Here is an 18,771-nt window from a genome sequence, read left to right as displayed (position 1 = left end):
GTCACCAATTTTAGGAGTTCGTTCGACATGCTGCATTTGTCCCGTCTTACCTCGCTGGCCCTGACGATCGCCCTGGTGATCGGCGCGCCTCTGGCGTTTGCCGCTCAACCGGCCCCGGCCGTCGCTCCGGCAGGCACTGCCGCGACCTCCAAGGCCCCGCTGCCACTGGATGAGTTGCGCACCTTTGCCGAGGTCATGGACCGGATCAAAGCGGCCTACGTCGAACCGGTGGACGACAAGACCCTGCTGGAAAACGCGATCAAGGGCATGCTCAGCAACCTCGATCCGCACTCGGCTTACCTTGGCCCTGAAGATTTCACCGAGTTGCAGGAAAGCACCAGCGGCGAATTCGGCGGCCTGGGCATTGAAGTCGGCTCCGAAGACGGCTTTATCAAAGTCGTCTCGCCAATCGATGACACGCCAGCATCGAAGGCCGGCATTCAGGCTGGCGACTTCATCGTCAAGATCAACGGTCAGCCAACGCGTGGCCAGACCATGACCGAAGCTGTCGACAAGATGCGCGGCAAGATCGGCCAGAAAATCACCCTGACTTTGGTACGTGACGGCGGCACGCCATTCGACGTGACCCTCGCCCGCGCGGTGATTCAGGTGAAGAGCGTGAAAGCGCAGCTGCTTGAATCGGGCTACGGCTACATCCGCATCACCCAGTTCCAGGTCAAGACCGGCGAAGAGGTCTCCAAGGCCTTGGCGAAGATGCGCAAGGACAACGGCAAGAAGCTCAACGGCATCATTCTCGACCTGCGCAACAACCCGGGCGGCGTGTTGCAGGCAGCGGTGGAAGTGGTCGACCACTTCATCACCAAAGGCCTGATCGTTTACACCAAGGGCCGCATCGCCAACTCCGAACTGCGCTTCTCGGCCACCGGCAAAGACGAAAGCGAAGCGGTGCCGATGGTCGTGCTGATCAACGGTGGCAGCGCCTCGGCATCGGAAATCGTCGCCGGCGCCTTGCAGGATCAGAAACGCGCCGTGGTCATGGGCACTACCAGTTTCGGCAAGGGCTCGGTGCAAACCGTGCTGCCACTTAATAACGACCGCGCCCTGAAGATCACCACGGCGCTGTACTTCACGCCGAATGGCCGCTCGATTCAGGCTCAGGGCATCGTCCCGGACATCGAAGTGCGCAAGGCGAAGATCACCAACGAAGCCGACGGCGATTACTTCAAGGAAGCCGATCTGCAGGGTCATCTGGGCAACGGCAACGGCGGCGCCGACAAACCTACCGGTTCCGGGGCCAAGGCCAAAGCCATGCCGCAGGACGACGACTACCAACTGGCCCAGGCCCTGAGCCTGCTCAAAGGGCTGAGCATTACGTCCGGCCGTTGAGGATGTCTCTGCGTTTCGTCTTCGTTCTGTTGTGCTGTCTTGCGGGTGCTGCTCACGCAGAGCCCGCCAGCACAAAGCCACACAAAGCCTACCTGACGCTGATCATCGACGACCTGGGGCAGAACCTGCCCCGGGATCGCCGCGTGCTCGCGCTGCCTGGCCCGGTGACCACGGCAATCATGCCCGACACCCCGCACGCCACCGAGTTTGCCCGCGAAGCCCATCGCGCGGGCAAGATCGTCATCCTGCACATGCCCATGGACCCGGCCACCGGGCCTTATGCGTGGCACCCCGAACTGCCCATCGAGGAACTCGAAAAACGCCTGAACGCCGCGTTCAAAATGGTCCCTTACACCGCTGGCATCAATAACCACATGGGCAGCCGCATGACCGCGCAACCGGTGGCGATGGCGTGGTTGATGGGTGAGTTGCAGCGCCGGCACAAATTCTTCGTCGACAGCCGCACTAGCGCGCAGACCGTCGCCGCGCAACAGGCGCAGAAGATCGATCTGGCGAGTGTTTCGCGGGATGTGTTTCTCGATGACGAGCGTACTGAGGCGGCAATCTACACGCAGCTACAGACGGCAATCAGCCTGGCGCACAAGCAGGGTTCGGCGGTGATGATCGGCCATCCGTATCCGCAGACGCTGGCGGTGCTGGAGCGAGAATTGCCGAAGCTAAAGGCCCAAGGGATTGAGTGGATTGATATTCGACAGATGATCAGCGTGCGCAGCAATCGCGCCATGGCCGGTCATGGCAAAGACGGCGTGTATCGGTAACACGCTGTCACCAGGCAATACATAGTTACCGCCAGCGACTTGGCCCACTTCCCGATAGTGAGACCTGCAACAGGTCGCGACTCCCTGAGTCGCCTTTCAACTATCAGGAGTGACTATGACTACGCATGACGAAACCGCTGTGCCAGCCGGGCAAATGGAGCCCATAAAACTCGACAATCTGCTGATCAACTTCACCACCGAGTTTCACCGCGTCTGGGATACCACCGGCGCTCGCGGGAAACCCGCGTCCTTCTGGCGCCCTACCCCCGCCCCGGATGCATTGCCTGGCTATTTCTCCCTCGGTGACATTGCCATTTCCGGAAGTGCCAACATCAATGGAGAAATCATCGCGGCAGTCGTCTGCGAAGGCGATTCAGGCGGTGCTGCAAACACAAGGAAACGGGCTCTCAGCCGCCCCAGCGACTTTGAGCTGGTCTGGAAAGAGACGGGGTCAGCAGCGGTTACCCGCACTTCAATATGGCGTCCTGTTGCACCGACCGGCTATGTCGCATTGGGACTGGTCTGCTCCAACGACCATAACAAGCCTTCACTCAACACGGTTCGCTGCGTCAGAAAGGATCTGGTGGTCGAAGCAAATGTCGGAGACTTGATCTGGAACGACAAAGGCAGTGGCGCGAAGATGAGCTTCAGCGCTTGGCATATTGAGCCTCCCACCGCCGCCGCAGGCGAGATCTGTTTTGCCCCCGGGACCTTTGTCGGTTCCCCGAACCACGACAAGCCCGCAACAACACCCAATGCTTATGCGCTACGGATGCAGATTCCCCTCGAAGTCACCCCGCCACCAGAGGCACCGACACTTGCCGGCTATGAAAAGCCGCAACATGCACCCGCCCGGATCACGCAAACATCAAAACTGCCCTGGTTCGCGATCAGGGACTTCGAACGTCCTAGCGAACAATTCCAGAAATCGCCTTATTACACTCTGAAAAGGACAGACCAACATCTGCTCGTCGGACACTGCCATAACAAAACGGGCAAGTGCCAACCGATCAAATGGACGGCTCGTCGCGCTCAAGACGCAGCAATGATGCGGATATTCAGCAGAAGCACTTCAGTGGAAGTCACAAAGGCCTGGCCGATCTCGGCATTGAGTGACGTGCGAATGACAAAGTTCTCGGCTTGCCTGCACAAGAACTTCACTCATACCGAAACATCCCTCAGCGGATGGAGTGAGTTGCGCCCTCAGCTCGTCCTCGCCATGGCTCCCCGGAGCAAGTCAGTGGCGATTTACCAGATGGAAAGCTATTACGAGCTGACACGTGAGGACGGTACGTTGGTGGCTGTAGAGTTCGGCTACTCCGACGACGCCAGCATTTATCTGACCGAGTATCCGGCGGAGAAAGAAGAGCCCGTTGTCATATGCCCTGCCATAACGACAAACTCGCCAATAGAAGCAGGTGCCGTGCACAACACCAATGAGGTCAACGTTATCTCTGCGCCAGAAGCAGACTTGCCGAACGCTACAGATACCTTGCCATGATGTCGTCAACCACGCCTTCTTTGCGCAGCTGATCAAGCGCAGCCTGGAGCTTGGCGACGACTTCGTCGGAGACGTCTTTGTTCAGCGCCAGATACAGCTCGGCGCTGTTAAATCGCAACACCGTCTTCAGCCCCGTCACGCCATCCTGCCGCGCCAGATAGCGCCCGGCCGGATCGCCCGTGGCCCATAGATCAATCTGGCCACTGACGAGTTTCTTGGCGTTGTCCTGATCACGCAACACCACCACCGGCTTCAAGCCTTGCTTGGTCAGCGTCTCGGCAATCGCATCGCCCTTGTAGGCGCCGATCTTGTATTTGCGCGCATCGTTGAGGGTTTCGAGGGTGATCTTGCTGTCGGCCTTGGCCAACATGATCCAGTCGTCCGGGCCGATGGGCCCGACCCATTTGAAGAGTTTTTCGCGATCCGGCAGGCGCGCCATCACGAAGGCCCCGTAGCCGGGATTTTCCAGCGCAAGTTTGTAGACGCGCTCCCATGGGAAACGCAGGGTCAGGCTGTAGGTAATGCCGGCGCGCTGGAACATCTCACGGACGATATCGGTGGCGATGCCGTTGATGTTCTCGCCCTGGGCGAAGTTCTTGCCGTTCTTCGCCATGTTGTACGGCGGGAAGTTTTCGGTGAGGAGCACCAGATCGGTGTCAGGACTGTTTTCGGCCCGGGCGTTGTTGATGAGCAACAACGAGGCACTGGCGAGAACAAGAAGCAGGCGTTTGATCATGTCGGGCTACCGAAATCCATGGCGTGCCCAAGAGTGCCTTGGGTACGCCATGCTGTCCACTGGCCTGTACGGTTTAGCGCATCACGATGCCGCGTTTGGCCATGTAGGCCTTGGCTTCCTGCACGGTGTATTCGCCGAAGTGGAAAATACTCGCCGCCAATACCGCGCTGGCGTGGCCTTCGAGAATGCCGTCGGCCAGATGCTGCAGGTTGCCGACACCGCCGGACGCGATCACCGGAATGCCCAGCGCATCGCTGATGGCGCGGGTCACGCCGAGGTCGAAACCGCTTTTCATGCCGTCCTGATCCATGCTGGTCAGCAGGATTTCACCGGCGCCGAGGCCTTCCATTTTCTTCGCCCACTCGACAGCGTCGAGGCCGGTTGGCTTGCGCCCGCCGTGGGTAAAGATTTCCCAGCGCGGGGTTTCGCCAGGGCCGGAGACTTTCTTGGCATCGATGGCGACGACGATGCACTGCGAGCCGAAATGCTGCGCGGCTTCGCCAACGAATTCCGGATTGAACACCGCAGCGGTGTTGATCGACACCTTGTCCGCGCCGGCATTCAACAAATTGCGAATGTCCTGCACGGTACGCACGCCACCACCGACGGTCAGCGGAATAAACACCTGGCTGGCCATGCGCTCGACGGTATGCAGCGTGGTATCGCGGCCATCAACGCTGGCGGTGATGTCGAGAAAAGTAATCTCGTCGGCACCCTGCTCGTCATAGCGACGGGCGATTTCCACCGGGTCACCGGCGTCGCGGATGTTTTCGAATTTCACACCTTTGACGACCCGGCCGTTGTCCACGTCCAGGCAAGGGATGATGCGTTTGGCCAGCGCCATGGTCAGTCCTCAGCCTTTGTACGAATCGCAGAAAGCTTGCGCTTCGGCGACGTCGAGGGTGCCTTCGTAGATCGCTCGGCCGGTGATGGCGCCGATGATGCCCGGCGCTTTGGCGTCGAGCAGCGACTTGATGTCACCGAGATTGTGGATACCGCCGGAAGCGATTACCGGGATCTTGGTCGCAGCGGCCAGCGCAGCGGTAAACGGTACGTTGCAGCCCTGCATCATGCCGTCTTTGGCGATGTCGGTATAAACGATCGAGGACACGCCGTCGGCTTCAAACTGCTTGGCCAGATCAATAACCTGCACGGTGCTGATTTCAGCCCAGCCATCGGTGGCGACAAAACCGTCTTTGGCATCCAGACCGACGATGATCTTGCCCGGGAACGCACGGCACGCTTCAGCGACGAATGCCGGATCTTTCACGGCTTTGGTGCCGATGATCACGTAGCTGACGCCAGCCTTGACGTAGTGCTCGATGGTTTCCAGCGAGCGGATACCGCCACCGATCTGGATCGGCAGGTTCGGGTAGCGTTTGGCAATCGCCGTAACCACTTCACCGTTGACTGGCTGGCCTTCAAAAGCACCGTTCAGATCGACCAGATGCAGACGACGGCAACCGCCCTCCACCCACTTGGCAGCCATGCTCACCGGGTCATCGGAGAACACTGTGGAATCTTCCATGCGGCCCTGGCGCAGACGTACGCAGGCACCGTCTTTAAGATCGATAGCGGGAATAATCAGCATCTGGCAAACCTTCAAATTTGAATGTTCAGCTTCGCTCGGAAATCAGTTTTTTCGAGCGCCCACAGGTCGCTTTCGATGCTTTCAAACCGCTCCTTGAGGTGGGTCTGCACATCGAAAATCGCCCTGTTGTAATAGTGCGGAGCAATTTCGCGGGTAAACAGCTCAAGAATCTCCGCCGCCTCGAACGACCCAAGGTCGAGTTCGAAACGATCTTCCATGAAGCGTTTGATCTTGTGATTGGCCTCGCTCTCCTGCTCGGGAGTGAGGGTCAGGATCGGCGGCTTGGACTTCTTGGCGGCCATTTACCAGCGACCATCCCACGCGGCGAAGTTCTGCAGCAATTGCAGGCCATGGGTATGGCTCTTCTCCGGGTGGAACTGCACGGCAAAGCGCGAGCCATCAGCCAGCGCCGCAGCGAAATCGACGCCGTAATGACCGCCACCCACCACTTGCCGCGCGTTGGCAGCCGCAATGAAGTAGCTGTGCACGAAGTAGAAGCGCGCCATGTCCGGGATGTCATGCCACAGCGGATGGCTGACCTTCTGCTTCACCTCGTTCCAGCCCATGTGCGGGACTTTCAGGTGCTCGCCGTCTTCATGCAGATCTTTGCCGAAAAACTTCACCGCGCCCGGAAAAAGGCCGATGCAGTCGACGCCGTCGTTCTCTTCGCTGGTGTCGAGCAAGGCTTGCATGCCAACACAGATGCCGAGGAACGGACGATCCTGACTGACTTCACGCACCAGCGAGTCGAAACCGAGGCGACGGATCTCCGCCATGCAATCGCGAATCGCGCCGACGCCGGGGAACACCACGCGGTCAGCTTCACGGATCACGTCGGCATCGCTGGTGATCAGCACTTTGCCGGCACCGACATGCTCGAGGGCCTTGGCCACCGAGTGCAGGTTGCCCATGCCGTAGTCGATAACTGCAACCGTCTGCATTACAGAACGCCTTTGGTCGATGGCATTTGCCCGGCCATGCGTTCATCCAGCTCCACAGCCATGCGCAGCGCGCGGCCGAAAGCCTTGAACACGGTTTCGATCTGGTGGTGAGTGTTGGTGCCGCGCAGGTTGTCGATGTGCATGCTGACAAGTGCATGGTTGACGAAGCCCTGGAAGAACTCCTGGAACAGGTCAACGTCGAAGCCGCCGACGGTGGCACGGGTGTACGGCACGTGCATCTGCAGGCCTGGACGACCGGAGAAGTCGATCACCACACGCGACAGCGCTTCATCGAGCGGCACGTAGGCGTGGCCGTAGCGACGGATGCCCTTTTTGTCGCCGATGGCTTTGGCAAACGCCTGGCCGAGGGTGATACCGACGTCTTCCACCGTATGGTGGTCGTCGATATGCAGATCGCCCTTGCATTCAATATCCAGGTCGATCAACCCGTGACGGGCGATCTGATCCAGCATGTGCTCAAGAAAAGGAACACCGATATCGAATCGGGCCTTTCCGGTGCCATCAAGGTTGATCGAGGCTTTGATCTGGGTTTCCAGAGTGTCGCGCTCGACAGAAGCCTTACGTTCGGCCATCACCAGCTCCGCAAAATCATTGGGCGAAAAAGGCAGCCATTATAGGCACGCGGGGCCGAAACAGAAACACGAGAGGTGATATCCCTGACAGACAGAAGCCCCGGCTGTCGCGGGTAGACATGTGCATACAAGCCATTACAGGCAACGTAAAAACAAATGTGGGAGCGAGCCTGCTTGCGAATGCGGTGGGCCAGCCAACATTTATGTCGACTGACATTCCGTCTTCGCGAGCAGGCTCGCTCCCACAGGGGACTGCGTTTACCCATTACTTAGTGAAACAGTACCGCCGTCTTCTGCAAGGTCACCCACACACCCCACGCCAACGGAATACCCACCACCAGCCACGCAGCAATCGCCAATGGCTTGCTGCCCGGCGCGGCTTTCCACTCCAGCACGGTGGTTGCATCAGCACCTTTGTCGTGGCCCAGCGCCTGTTCGGCAGCCAGTTCGGCGTCGGTCATGAAGTACTTGTCGGCCACCGGGCGTACCAGCATGTTGCACAGGAAGCCCAGCACCAGCAGACCGGCGAGGATGTACAGCGTGATGTCGTAAGCCGCGGCGCGTTCCACGCCGATGCTCAACTGATACTCACGCAGGTAGTTCACCAGCACCGGACCGAGCACACCGGCCGCAGCCCAGGCAGTCAGCAGACGACCGTGGATCGCGCCGACCATCTGCGTACCGAACAGGTCAGCCAGATACGCCGGAACAGTGGCGAAACCGCCGCCGTACATCGACAGAATGATGCAGAACGCCGCCACGAACAGCGCAACGTTGCCCAAATGGCCGAGGTTCGGGATCAGCGCGTACAGGGCAAAACCCAGGGCGAAGAACACAAAATAAGTGTTTTTGCGGCCCAGATAGTCCGAGAACGATGCCCAGAAGAAGCGGCCACCGATGTTGAACAGGCTCAGCAGACCGGTAAACCCGGCCGCAATCGCGGCAATCGAAGCCAGTTGGCCGGCGTCCAGTTGACCGAACGGCAGATCCACACCGATCAATTTACCGCCAAAGACTTCCTGCAACAGCGGCGACGCCATGCCCAGAATGCCGATACCCGCCGATACGTTCAGGCACAGCACCAGCCACACCAGACGGAATTGCGGAGTTTTCCACGCCACATTCACGTGCACGTGACGGTGAGTGATCATGGAGTTCGAAGCTTTTTTCGCCGGAGCGGTCCAGCCTTCAGGCTTCCAGCCTGTTGGCGGTACGCGGTAAGACAATGCACCGCCGATCATGAACACGAAATATATCGCGGCCATCACCAGGAAGCTCTGCCATACGCCGACGCTGGTTGGCGAAGCGAAATGGCCCATCAGCGCTGCGGCCAACGGTGCACCGACCATCGCGCCGCCACCGAAGCCCATGATCGCCATGCCGGTGGCCATGCCGCGTTTGTCCGGGAACCACTTGATCAGGGTCGACACCGGCGAGATATAGCCCAGGCCCAGACCGATACCGCCGATCACGCCGGAGCCGATCCACATCAGCCAGATTTGGTGGGTATAAATCCCCAACGCCGAAATCAGCAGACCACCGCACCAGCAAAGTGCCGATACAACGCCAGCCTTGCGTGGCCCGGCGTGTTCCAGCCAGCCACCCCAGATCGCTGCCGAGCAGCCGAGGAAGATGAAGAACAGGGTGTAGATCCAGCCGAGCATCGAGATCGGCCAGTCGCATTGCGAAGAGAAGACTTGTGCGATGAAGCTCATGTCCGGTGCGCAGGCCACTGGCGCGGTGATGCCCAGTGCCTTCGACAACGGCAACCAGAACACCGAAAAACCGTAGGCCATGCCGATGCACAAGTGAATGGCCAATGCGGCCGGTGGCACCAGCCAGCGGTTGAAACCGGGCTTGGCGATGATGCGCTCCTTGGACAGGAACGCAGGCTGGTCGGCTTTGAGACCGTCCGCCGTAATGCTCGTGCTCATTGTGTATCCCCCAATTATTAGTATGGTTCGCCAGCCACTGTTCACCCTCGGCCTTATGCACGCAGGCATGACCGTTTTTTAAGGTGAAGCTCCATGAAGGCGCGACGTTAAGTCGCAGAAGGACGGACGAACCGGCGAAGGTTACCATTTGCAGGTGACAGAAAAACCAAACTGATATCACCTTTTTCATGTCATCTGATCTCCTCCCTGTTGGAACGGCGGGAGGCTGCGATCTTTTGATCCTGTTTTTTTAAAATCAAAATCAAAAGATCGCAGCCCGCGGCAACTCCTACGCAGGGCTTTTCCTACGGAGCCACCATGCCAGTCATCGTTGAGACGCTTGCAGACGCCAGTTATCAGGATCAGCAGGATTTGCAGAAAATCTATCGTGACGCGCCCGAATGGCTGTTCGCGCCGTTTTCCGGGGAGGCCGAGCTGATCGAACGTGCCTTGGCTGACGGCTGTTTTATTGCCGGACGTTTCAATGACCGGCTGCTCGGCGCCGCACGTCTGCAAAGGCACCACAACGTTTGGTACTTGTCCCATTTGTGCGTGCGAAAAGTTACCCGACGTCGTGGGGTTGCCGAGCGGCTGGTGAACCAAGCGCAGAAAATGGCGTCGCAAGCGGGTGCCGAACTGCGCCTGCTGGCGCCTGCCGGGCAGATTGAGGCACAGGCGCTGGCCGCCAGGCTGCAAGTGCTCCTGGAGACACCGGCAACATGACGCCACACCGAACCGGGCAGTTGCAGCGCTATACTCCCCGGCTAAATTACGAATTCGACTAACTACAAGGACTCGCCCATGAAAGCGTTCGGCAAAATCCTGGGTCTGGTACTTCTCGGGCTGTTGCTGATCATTGTGGCGGCAGGCTTTGCCCTGACCCACCTCTTCGATCCCAACGATTACAAAGACGAGATCCGCCAGATAGCCCGCGACAAGGCCCACATCGAGCTGACGCTCAATGGCGATATCGGTTGGAGCCTGTTCCCGTGGCTCGGCCTGGAATTGCACGAGGCCAGCGTCGCTACGCTGGTCAAACCTGCCGAACCGTTTGCCGATCTGCAGATGCTCGGCCTGTCCGTGCGCGTGCTGCCGCTGCTGCGCCGCGAAGTGCAGATGAGCGACGTGCGCGTCGAAGGCCTGAACCTGCGCCTGAACCGTGACAAGGACGGCCATGGCAACTGGGAAGACATCGGCAAGGTCCCCGCTCCGGCTGGCGCAACACCGCCCGCTGTAGCCGGCGAACCGGCCAGCGAAACCACCGCCGCCGTGGAAAAACCACCACAACCGATCCGGCTCGACATCGACAGCCTGACCGTCAACAACGCTCGCGTTGAATACAACGACGAGAAGACCGGCAAGCAGTTCAGCGCCGAGAGCATTCAGTTGAGCACCGGCCCGGTGCACGATTCGACCAATATCCCGGTAAAAGCCACGGCATTCCTCGGCACCAATCAGCCGGTTCTGCGCGTGCGCACCGAACTCACGGGCGAGCTGCGCATCGAGCGCGCCCTGCAGCGCTACAAGTTCGAAGACATGAAGCTGTCCGGCGAACTGGCGGGCGATCCGTTGCAAGGCAAGACCATGACGTTCTCCGCGCAGGGCCAGTTGTTGCTGGATAAAGCTGCGAACGTCGCCGAGTGGACAGGCATCAAGATCTCCGCCAACCAATTGCGCGCCTTGGGTGAGCTGAAAGCCAATGACCTCGACAAGACCCCACAGATCACCGGCGGCGTCTCCATCGCCCAGTTCGATCTGGCTAAATTCGTCGACAGCATCGGCCAGAAACTCCCGGCCATGGCCGAAGGCAGCCTGAGCAAGGTCGAACTGGTCAGCCGTGTTGCCGCCACGCCAACCAGCGTTGCCTTCGACAACATCAACCTGAAACTCGACGACAGCAGCTTCAGCGGGCGCATCGCCGTCGAAGACTTCGCCAAGCAATCGCTGCGGGCGATCCTCAAGGCCGACACTTTCAACGTCGACCGCTACCTGCCGCCAAAATCGGCGCAGGCCAACAGCGCGGCGCAAGTGCGTCAGGCCGAAGTCGCCAGCACCGAAGCCGACGCCATGGCCGGCGCGGGCTCGACGCCTTTGCCGGACAAGCCGAGCAAAACCGCCTGGAGCACCGAGCGCCTGCTGCCGGTTGAACGCCTGGCCAAACTCGACGTGGATGCCGATCTGACCTTCGGCCAACTGACCCTCGACAGGTTGCCGATCCAGAACGCCGCACTCAAGGCTACCGGCCAGGGCGGCCTGCTGACCCTGACCAACCTGAGCGGTGAACTGTACAACGGCGGTTTCGAAGCCAAGGGCACCCTCGATGTCCGCCCAAGCGCCCCAGTGCTGAACCTGCAGACCAAACTCAACCGCGTCCCGGCTGAGAAAATCCTCGAAAGCCAGGGCAAGAACCCGCCGGTCAAAGGTCTGGTGACCTTGACCAGCAACATCACCGGCAGTGGCAACAGCCAGCAGGCGCTGATCGACACCCTCAACGGCAACGCCAGTTTCGTCATCAACAACGGCGTGCTGCTTAACGCCAACCTTGAGCAGCAGTTGTGCAAAGGCATCGCCACGCTCAACCGCAAGTCCCTCAGCGGCGAACCACGCGGCAAGGACACGCCGTTCCAGGAGCTCAAGGGCAACCTGACTTTCCGTAACGGCATTGCCAGCAACCCCGACCTGAAAGTGCGCATCCCCGGCATGACCGTCAACGGTGATGGCGACATCGACCTGCGCGTGCTGGGCATGGACTACCGCGTCGGCATCATCGTCGAAGGCGATACCAGCGCCATGCCGGATCCGGCGTGTCAGGTCGGCGACAAGTTCGTCGGCATCGAGTGGCCGCTGCGTTGCCGTGGCCCGCTGGAACTCGGCGCCAAGGCCTGCCGCGTCGACAATGAGCGTCTCGGTCAGGTCGCGACCAAAATTGCCGGCGACAAACTGAGCGAGAAGATCGACGAAAAACTGGGCGACAAAGTCAGCCCGGAACTGAAAAACGCATTGAAGGGGCTGTTCAAGCGATGAGAGCGGAGCAGTTTTCAACGGCGGTGCTGGAATGGTTCGACCGCCACGGCCGCCACGATCTGCCTTGGCAACAGGACATCAACCCGTATCGGGTATGGGTGTCGGAGATCATGTTGCAGCAGACCCAGGTCAGCACCGTGCTGAATTACTTCGACCGTTTCATGGCCGCGCTTCCCACCGTCGAAGCGCTGGCCGAAGCGCCGGAAGACGAAGTGCTGCACCTTTGGACAGGTCTGGGTTACTACACTCGCGCGCGCAATTTGCAGAAGACCGCGAAGATCGTCGTCAGCCAGTACGGCGGCGAGTTTCCGCGTGACGTCGAAAAGCTTACCGATCTGCCGGGCATCGGCCTGTCCACCGCTGGCGCCATCGCAAGCATCAGCATGGGTTTGCGCGCGCCGATTCTCGACGGCAACGTCAAACGCGTGCTGGCGCGCTTTACCGCGCAAGAGGGCTACCCCGGCGAGCCGAAGGTCGCCAAGCAGCTGTGGGCCAACGCAGAGCGCTTTACGCCGCACGATCGGGTCAACGCCTACACCCAGGCGATGATGGATCTCGGCGCCACACTCTGCACGCGCAGCAAGCCGAGCTGCCTGCTGTGCCCGCTGGAGCGTGGTTGCGAGGCGCACATGCTCGGCCTCGAAACCCGCTACCCGATCCCCAAGCCGCGCAAAGCCATCCCGCAGAAGCGCACGCTGATGCCGATGCTCGCCAACGGCGACGGCGCGATTCTGCTTTACCGTCGCCCGTCGAGCGGTTTGTGGGGCGGCCTGTGGAGCCTTCCGGAGCTCGACGACCTCGACGACCTGCAACATCTCGCCGATCAGCACTCGCTGACCATGGGCGAGCAGCAGGCGCTGCCCAACCTCGTCCACACGTTCAGCCATTTCCAGCTGTCCATCGAACCCTGGCTGGTTCAAGTGCAAGTGCAGGAGGCCACCCATCACGTGGCCGAGGCCGACTGGCTCTGGTATAACCTCGCCACCCCGCCGCGCCTGGGCCTTGCCGCCCCGGTCAAAACCTTGCTCGAACGCGCGGCCGCTGTCTTGAATGCAGGAGAGTCACCATGACCCGCACCATCATGTGCCGTAAGTACAAAGAAGAATTGCCCGCTCTGGAACGTGCTCCTTTCCCGGGCGCCAAAGGGCAGGATATTTTTGATCACGTCTCGGCCAAGGCCTGGGCTGACTGGCAGAAACACCAAACCCTGCTGATCAACGAAAAGCGTCTGAACATGATGAACGCCGAAGATCGCAAATATCTTCAGGGCGAAATGGACAAGTACTTCTCCGGCGAGGAATACGCCAAGGCCGAAGGCTACGTTCCGCCCGCAGAGTAAACCCGCAAAATCGGGGGTCGGATCGTAAGCGACGGAATTAATTTAAGAAATTTTAAAAAAGTCGTTGACGTAAATCCGAAAAACCCTTTTAATGCGCCCCGTTGCCCAGATAGCTCAGTCGGTAGAGCAGGGGATTGAAAATCCCCGTGTCGGCGGTTCGATTCCGTCTCTGGCACCAAATACCGAAAACCCTGAATCGCAAGATTCAGGGTTTTTTTATGCCTGCGATTTGATCACGCCTCCCCCGCCGCTCTTTTTCTCCATACACCCAACCTCGGGTGTACTGGAAAAAACCCGAAATCTGTATCTCTCCCCATGTAGGAAATTTCGCCAGTATTTCTCCAAGCCTTGGCGAGCCAATGACTGGCTCTACTTTGCGCCCCGCAACACTCTCGACCCTTAGGTCGTCAGAGCGCAAAACCTGATTTTTTGAATAGATCGGCGTTCACCGCAAGGTCACTTCCTGTCCAGCTAAAAAATCTAAAAAAACCAAACAGGCGAACTGCATTTACTGCTTTTCAAACATTCCAGGATGAGTGCTGGCGCCCCCGTGCGCCCGGCAAAAGAGCGAAACGGACGACGTATGATCAAGCAACTTATCAATGAAGATAGTTACGTACAGATCGGAGAACTTTGCAGTGCAAGGATCCAACTGAAAATCGAAGGACTGAATCCTGCCGGATCGATCAAGCTCAAAACCGCACACGCGCTGATTACCGATCTGGAGAACCAGGGGCGGATTTCCCACAAGACTCGTCTGGTGGAGTCTTCGTCGGGGAATCTGGGGGTTGCGCTGGCCATGGTCTGCGCCGCCAAGGGTTACAAGTTTGTCTGTGTGATTGACCCGAACATCTCTGCGCCGAACAGGAAGCTCATGCAGGCACTCGGCGCCGAGATGATCATGGTTGATCAGCGTGACGAAAATGGCGGCTACCTTAATTCGCGTATTCGTTTGATTGAGCAGTTGGTCGCGGAGAACCCGGACTACATCTGGCTCAATCAGTACAAGAATCCGACCAATCCTCTCGCCCACTATCAAGCGACTGCCAAGTCCATCGCCCACAAGTTTCCCCATGTCGATTACTTGTTTGTGGGCGCTGGCACCACCGGCACGCTGATGGGCTGCAAGAACTACTTCGCCGAACATCATCCACAAACCAAAGTCATCGCTGTCGATACCGTCGGCTCGGTCACGTTCGGCCTGCCGGGTGGCACGCGACATATTCCGGGGCTGGGCACCAGCCGTCTGCCGGAGATTTTCGAGGCGTCCGGGATTCACGACTTCCTGTCGATCCCAGAGGAACAGACGATCAAGGTCTGCCGCTGGCTGGCGCAACGCTACGGTCTGCTTTTCGGCGGTTCCACCGGCACTGTCCTCGCGGGCATCCAGCAATGGGCGCCGCACATCCGTCCCGACGACGTCGTCGTGGCGATCTCGCCTGACATGGGTGAGCGCTACCTCGAAACCATCTATTCCGACGACTGGGTCACCCAGCGTATCGGCGCATCGGCGTTGCAACCCCTTTTCCCAGAAATCGCTCTGGCACTTTCGGCGTAATCCCCATGACCACACAGAACCCGATCCAACCGTTCCACGTCATTCCCGGCGCAGTCGTCAAGGACATCCTCAACGGCCTTCGTCAGGAAGCCATCGAGATCGTCGCGCAGACTTACCTGACCCACGAACGTGGCGAGACGGTTAACCCCGACAGTTACTTCCTGCGCTTTCCGGCGGAACCGGCAAACCGGATCATTGCGTTGCCGGCGGCCATCGTCGACAGCGAGGGCGATCAGTCCGTTTCCGGGATCAAGTGGATTGCCAGTTATCCCGACAACATCAAGTCGGGCATCCCGCGCGCCTCGGCAGTGCTGATCCTTAACGATCCGGAGACCGGTTATCCCTATTCGCTGCTGGAAGGCGCGCTGATCAGTGCCGTGCGTACGGCCGCCTCGGCGGTGCTCGGCGCCTGGTGGCTGAATGGCCAACGCAAAAGCGCACCAAGACTGTCGATCATTGGGGGCGGGGTGATTTCGAGAAACATCCTTGAAACGTTTATCGCCGATGACTGGTCGTTCGACAGCGTGGGGATTCACGATCTCAACGCCGAATCTGCTCAAGCGCTGGCGGCATTCGGCAAACAGCTCGGGGTTCCGGATGTGCAGCTGCTGTCGCTGCAAGATGCACTCACCGCCGACATCGTGGTGTTCGCCACCAGCGCCGGCGAACCCTACGTCAAAGGTAGCGGTACATTCCGTCCGGGGCAGATCGTGCTGAACATCTCGTTGCGGGATATCGGCGCAGAAATCATCGAAGAAAGTTACAACTACTTCGACGATGTGACCCATTGCCTGAAGGCCAATACCTCGCCGCATCTGGCCGAGCAGAAGTACGGTCATCGCAACTTCGTCACCGGCACGGTGGCGCAATTGATTCGCGGCGATCTGCAAGTTGCCACAGACAAACCGCTGATCTATTCGCCATTCGGCATGGGTATCCTCGATCTGGCGATTGGCCGGATGATCCATGACATCGCCGTCAAGGATGGCTCGGCGGTCGCCATCCCCTCCTTCTTCGGAGAGGAGCGCAGATGGTGAAGGCGCCTTTGAACATCGGTCTGGTGGGCTGCGGTTCGCGCGGGCTGTCGATTTTCGAACGCCTGCTGAGTCTCACCGAAGAGCGCCCGGAGCAACCGGTTGTCATCGATATTTTCGAGCCCAATGTGTTCGGTAGCGGTGCGCACTGGCCGGATCAACCGAATTACCTGTTGCTCAATACTGTCGCCGGTCAGCTCGGGGTATTCCCCGACGCGGCGGCGTTTGGAAACCTGGCGGATGCGCGCGAAAGGCCGGGCGCAGACTTCCTGACGTGGTGCCGTGAGCAGCGCATCAAGGTCGATCCGGACAGCGGCTTGCTCGCCGCCGATGGACGCGATGTCGAAGCGCAGGATTTTTTGCCGCGTCATCTGCTCGGCGCTTATCTGGCGGATGCCTTTGCGCAAATCCTCGCTACGGCACCGAGCTGGGTCAGCGTGAATCTTCACCAGCAAGCTGTCACGGCGGTCGAGAGCAATGAGGCTCAGCAGTACGTTCTACACACCGCATCAGGCGAGGCGGTGACGGTGGATCGGCTGATCCTGACGGTCGGCCATACCGGTCGCCTGCGCCTGGCTGATCGCAACCGCATCGAGGACGTCTATCCGCTGCCTGGCAGCCTCGACACCATCGAACCCGGCGAAACCGTGCTGATTGAAGGGCTGGGCCTCGGCGCGATGGACACCCTGGCGGCGCTCACTTCTGGCCGGGGCGGTCATTACAAGCGCATGGCCGACGCCAGTCACGCCTATCAACCGTCAGGTCGCGAACCGGTGATCTTTATCCAGTCGCGCGACGGCCTGCCTTTCCGCACACGTCCCAACGGCCTGATCGAGTACCCCCGTCATGAAGCTGTGCTGCTCACCAGTGCGCGCATCGAGTCCTTGCGAGCCAATGCACCGAACCGGCAGCTGGATTTCGAGCAAGACATCCTGCCGTTGATGCTGCTGGAGATGCGTGCGGCGGCCGTCGCCGTTGCGCATGCAGAACCGACGCAGGCACTCGACCAACTCAGGAACGTCAGTGTTGCCGGGCCTGCCGGTGTTGTCGCCTGCGAAGCATTGCTGCGTGATTACGAAGCCACCGGCGGCGCGATCAATCCGCAGGCGTTGATCTGGCATGCACTGCCGGACAATGTCACACCGCACAACTATCACGCCTGGATCTACGACACGCTCGAAGCCGACTTGCACGAGTCGCGGCTGGGCCGTGGTGAGTCGGCGATCAAAGCGGCCATCGAAGTCTGGCGCGATCTGCGTGACCGACTGCGTGAAGCGGTCGACTTCGACGGGCTGACCGACGCCTCGCATCGGCAGTTCTATGGTCGTTGGCACAAGGCGATCAACCGCCTCGTCGCCGGTCCGCAAAAAGAGCGCCACGCCGACCTGCTGGCCCTGTGTGACGCCGGCCTGCTGACATTCCTCAAGCCGGGCTCTCGACCAGCGATCGACAACTACAAGCGTGTCGCCGGCTATGTCCAGAGCAGCGGCGTGACCAACAGCGACTGCGCACCGGTACGCGATCTCGCGCGCCTCGGGCTGATCCGCCCGCGTACCGACGTGCCGGGCATCGACGGCATCGACGTCGACGCGGCGTGTCATCCCAAGTCGAACGCAGGCGAACCCGTGCGCAACCTCTGGGTACTTGGCCCGCTCGCCGAAGGTTCTTGCTACTACAACCACTACGTCACGTCGGCGGGTGCGCCCTCGCGCCTGTTCATGGACGCCCATCGAGCCGCCACTGCAATTCTTGAGGCAGGTACTCCAGCATGAAACTTTTCTACCAGACGCATTCACCCTACGCCCGCAAAGTGCTGGTGCTTGCCCACGAACTCAGGATCGCTTCGAGCCTGGAAGTCATCCACCACGAAACCAGCCCGACATCGCCGAACGAGGTCATCTACAAGGCCAACCCGTTGGGCAAGGTGCCGGTGCTGATCCTCCCCGACGATAGCGCGCTATTCGACTCCATCGTGATTTGCGAGTACCTCGACGATCTGAGCAACGGCCTGAAATTCATTCCGGCCAGCGGCCCCGAGCGCTACAAGGCCTTGCGTCTGCAGGCCTTGGCGCAGGGCATGTGCGATGTTGGCATCAAGCTGCGCTGGGAAGTCGAGCGTCGTCCGCAAGCCTTGCGCTATCCGGCCTACGCCGAGGGTCAGGCGTTCAAACTCAAAGAGGCTTATCGCTTTATTGAAGAGCACGTCGACCTCAATGGTCCGATCACCCTTGGCCACATCGCCCTGGCGACCGCGCTCGACTGGATCGCCTTTCGCCAGCTATCGGACTTTTCCGCTCAGACACGCCTGACCGAGTGGTATCAGACTTTTTGTGAGCGTCCGTCCATGCGGGCGACCGAGTACAGCGGGCAGACTCACGATTAAGTTAAGGAAAA

Annotated in this window: 18 protein-coding genes and 1 tRNA gene; 12 read left to right on the top strand and 7 right to left on the bottom strand. The window is 59.7% G+C overall.

The window, feature by feature from the left end; genetic code table 11:
- The first annotated feature begins 27 nt into the window (after window positions 1–27).
- The 3 genes from JFT91_RS07690 to JFT91_RS07680 all read left to right on the top strand — a co-directional run bounded on the left by JFT91_RS07690 (window position 28) and on the right by JFT91_RS07680 (window position 3,627).
- Complete coding sequence (locus JFT91_RS07690; RefSeq protein ID WP_201229961.1) at window positions 28–1,347, top strand: S41 family peptidase; 1,320 nt, start codon at window positions 28–30, stop codon at window positions 1,345–1,347.
- A 2-nt stretch (window positions 1,348–1,349) separates the two neighbouring features.
- The gene (locus tag JFT91_RS07685) at window positions 1,350–2,126 is read left to right on the top strand and encodes a divergent polysaccharide deacetylase family protein (protein WP_201231996.1); all 777 of its coding nucleotides are present in this window, start codon (window positions 1,350–1,352) and stop codon (window positions 2,124–2,126) included.
- A 115-nt stretch (window positions 2,127–2,241) separates the two neighbouring features.
- Entirely contained in the window at window positions 2,242–3,627 is a 1,386-nt protein-coding gene (locus JFT91_RS07680) for a Vps62-related protein (protein ID WP_201231995.1), read from the top strand.
- Here JFT91_RS07680 and JFT91_RS07675 read toward each other — a convergent pair.
- The 7 genes from JFT91_RS07675 to JFT91_RS07645 form a co-directional block, all read right to left on the bottom strand.
- Window positions 3,608–4,363: a substrate-binding periplasmic protein gene (locus JFT91_RS07675; protein ID WP_201231994.1), complete on the bottom strand. Its 756-nt coding sequence runs from the start codon at window positions 4,361–4,363 to the stop codon at window positions 3,608–3,610. The two genes, JFT91_RS07680 and JFT91_RS07675, sit on opposite strands and share 20 nt — an antisense overlap.
- Window positions 4,364–4,436: 73 nt before the next feature.
- Complete coding sequence (hisF, locus tag JFT91_RS07670; RefSeq protein WP_201229956.1) at window positions 4,437–5,207, bottom strand: imidazole glycerol phosphate synthase subunit HisF; 771 nt, start codon at window positions 5,205–5,207, stop codon at window positions 4,437–4,439.
- Between the two features lie 9 nt (window positions 5,208–5,216).
- The gene (gene hisA / locus JFT91_RS07665; protein ID WP_014336098.1) at window positions 5,217–5,954 is read right to left on the bottom strand and encodes a 1-(5-phosphoribosyl)-5-[(5-phosphoribosylamino)methylideneamino]imidazole-4-carboxamide isomerase; all 738 of its coding nucleotides are present in this window, start codon (window positions 5,952–5,954) and stop codon (window positions 5,217–5,219) included.
- 11 nt (window positions 5,955–5,965) lie between these two features.
- Window positions 5,966–6,256, bottom strand: coding sequence for a DUF2164 domain-containing protein (locus JFT91_RS07660; RefSeq protein WP_201231993.1), 291 nt, complete (start codon window positions 6,254–6,256; stop codon window positions 5,966–5,968).
- The gene (gene hisH, locus JFT91_RS07655; protein ID WP_201231992.1) at window positions 6,257–6,895 is read right to left on the bottom strand and encodes an imidazole glycerol phosphate synthase subunit HisH; all 639 of its coding nucleotides are present in this window, start codon (window positions 6,893–6,895) and stop codon (window positions 6,257–6,259) included.
- Window positions 6,895–7,488 (bottom strand): imidazoleglycerol-phosphate dehydratase HisB, encoded by a 594-nt coding sequence (gene hisB / locus JFT91_RS07650; protein WP_042557195.1) that lies wholly within the window; start codon window positions 7,486–7,488, stop codon window positions 6,895–6,897. Before hisB ends, hisH begins: the two co-directional genes overlap by 1 nt.
- 269 nt (window positions 7,489–7,757) lie before the next feature.
- Window positions 7,758–9,422, bottom strand: coding sequence for an OFA family MFS transporter (locus tag JFT91_RS07645; protein ID WP_201149385.1), 1,665 nt, complete (start codon window positions 9,420–9,422; stop codon window positions 7,758–7,760).
- Between the two features lie 318 nt (window positions 9,423–9,740).
- Between JFT91_RS07645 and JFT91_RS07640 the strand changes: the two genes are divergently transcribed.
- From JFT91_RS07640 to JFT91_RS07605, 9 genes are all read left to right on the top strand, one after another.
- Window positions 9,741–10,145: an acetyl-CoA sensor PanZ family protein gene (locus JFT91_RS07640; RefSeq protein WP_201231991.1), complete on the top strand. Its 405-nt coding sequence runs from the start codon at window positions 9,741–9,743 to the stop codon at window positions 10,143–10,145.
- Between the two features lie 78 nt (window positions 10,146–10,223).
- Complete coding sequence (locus tag JFT91_RS07635; RefSeq protein ID WP_201231990.1) at window positions 10,224–12,446, top strand: AsmA family protein; 2,223 nt, start codon at window positions 10,224–10,226, stop codon at window positions 12,444–12,446.
- Window positions 12,443–13,516: an A/G-specific adenine glycosylase gene (gene mutY, locus JFT91_RS07630; protein ID WP_201231989.1), complete on the top strand. Its 1,074-nt coding sequence runs from the start codon at window positions 12,443–12,445 to the stop codon at window positions 13,514–13,516. Before JFT91_RS07635 ends, mutY begins: the two co-directional genes overlap by 4 nt.
- Entirely contained in the window at window positions 13,513–13,785 is a 273-nt protein-coding gene (locus JFT91_RS07625; RefSeq protein ID WP_008024947.1) for an oxidative damage protection protein, read from the top strand. Before mutY ends, JFT91_RS07625 begins: the two co-directional genes overlap by 4 nt.
- Before the next feature lie 103 nt (window positions 13,786–13,888).
- A tRNA-Phe gene (locus JFT91_RS07620) sits at window positions 13,889–13,963 on the top strand.
- Between the two features lie 405 nt (window positions 13,964–14,368).
- Complete coding sequence (gene sbnA, locus JFT91_RS29500; protein WP_242489227.1) at window positions 14,369–15,343, top strand: 2,3-diaminopropionate biosynthesis protein SbnA; 975 nt, start codon at window positions 14,369–14,371, stop codon at window positions 15,341–15,343.
- A gap of 5 nt (window positions 15,344–15,348) precedes the next feature.
- Entirely contained in the window at window positions 15,349–16,380 is a 1,032-nt protein-coding gene (gene sbnB, locus JFT91_RS29495) for a 2,3-diaminopropionate biosynthesis protein SbnB (RefSeq protein ID WP_242489226.1), read from the top strand.
- Entirely contained in the window at window positions 16,374–18,149 is a 1,776-nt protein-coding gene (locus tag JFT91_RS07610; RefSeq protein ID WP_201231988.1) for an FAD/NAD(P)-binding protein, read from the top strand. Before sbnB ends, JFT91_RS07610 begins: the two co-directional genes overlap by 7 nt.
- Window positions 18,146–18,760, top strand: coding sequence for a glutathione S-transferase family protein (locus JFT91_RS07605; RefSeq protein WP_201231987.1), 615 nt, complete (start codon window positions 18,146–18,148; stop codon window positions 18,758–18,760). Before JFT91_RS07610 ends, JFT91_RS07605 begins: the two co-directional genes overlap by 4 nt.
- The last annotated feature ends 11 nt before the right edge of the window (window positions 18,761–18,771 follow it).

The sequence above is a fragment of the Pseudomonas sp. TH08 genome, from assembly GCF_016651275.1.
Lineage (GTDB): Bacteria > Pseudomonadota > Gammaproteobacteria > Pseudomonadales > Pseudomonadaceae > Aquipseudomonas.
This window is presented reverse-complemented; position numbering and strand designations above follow the sequence as displayed.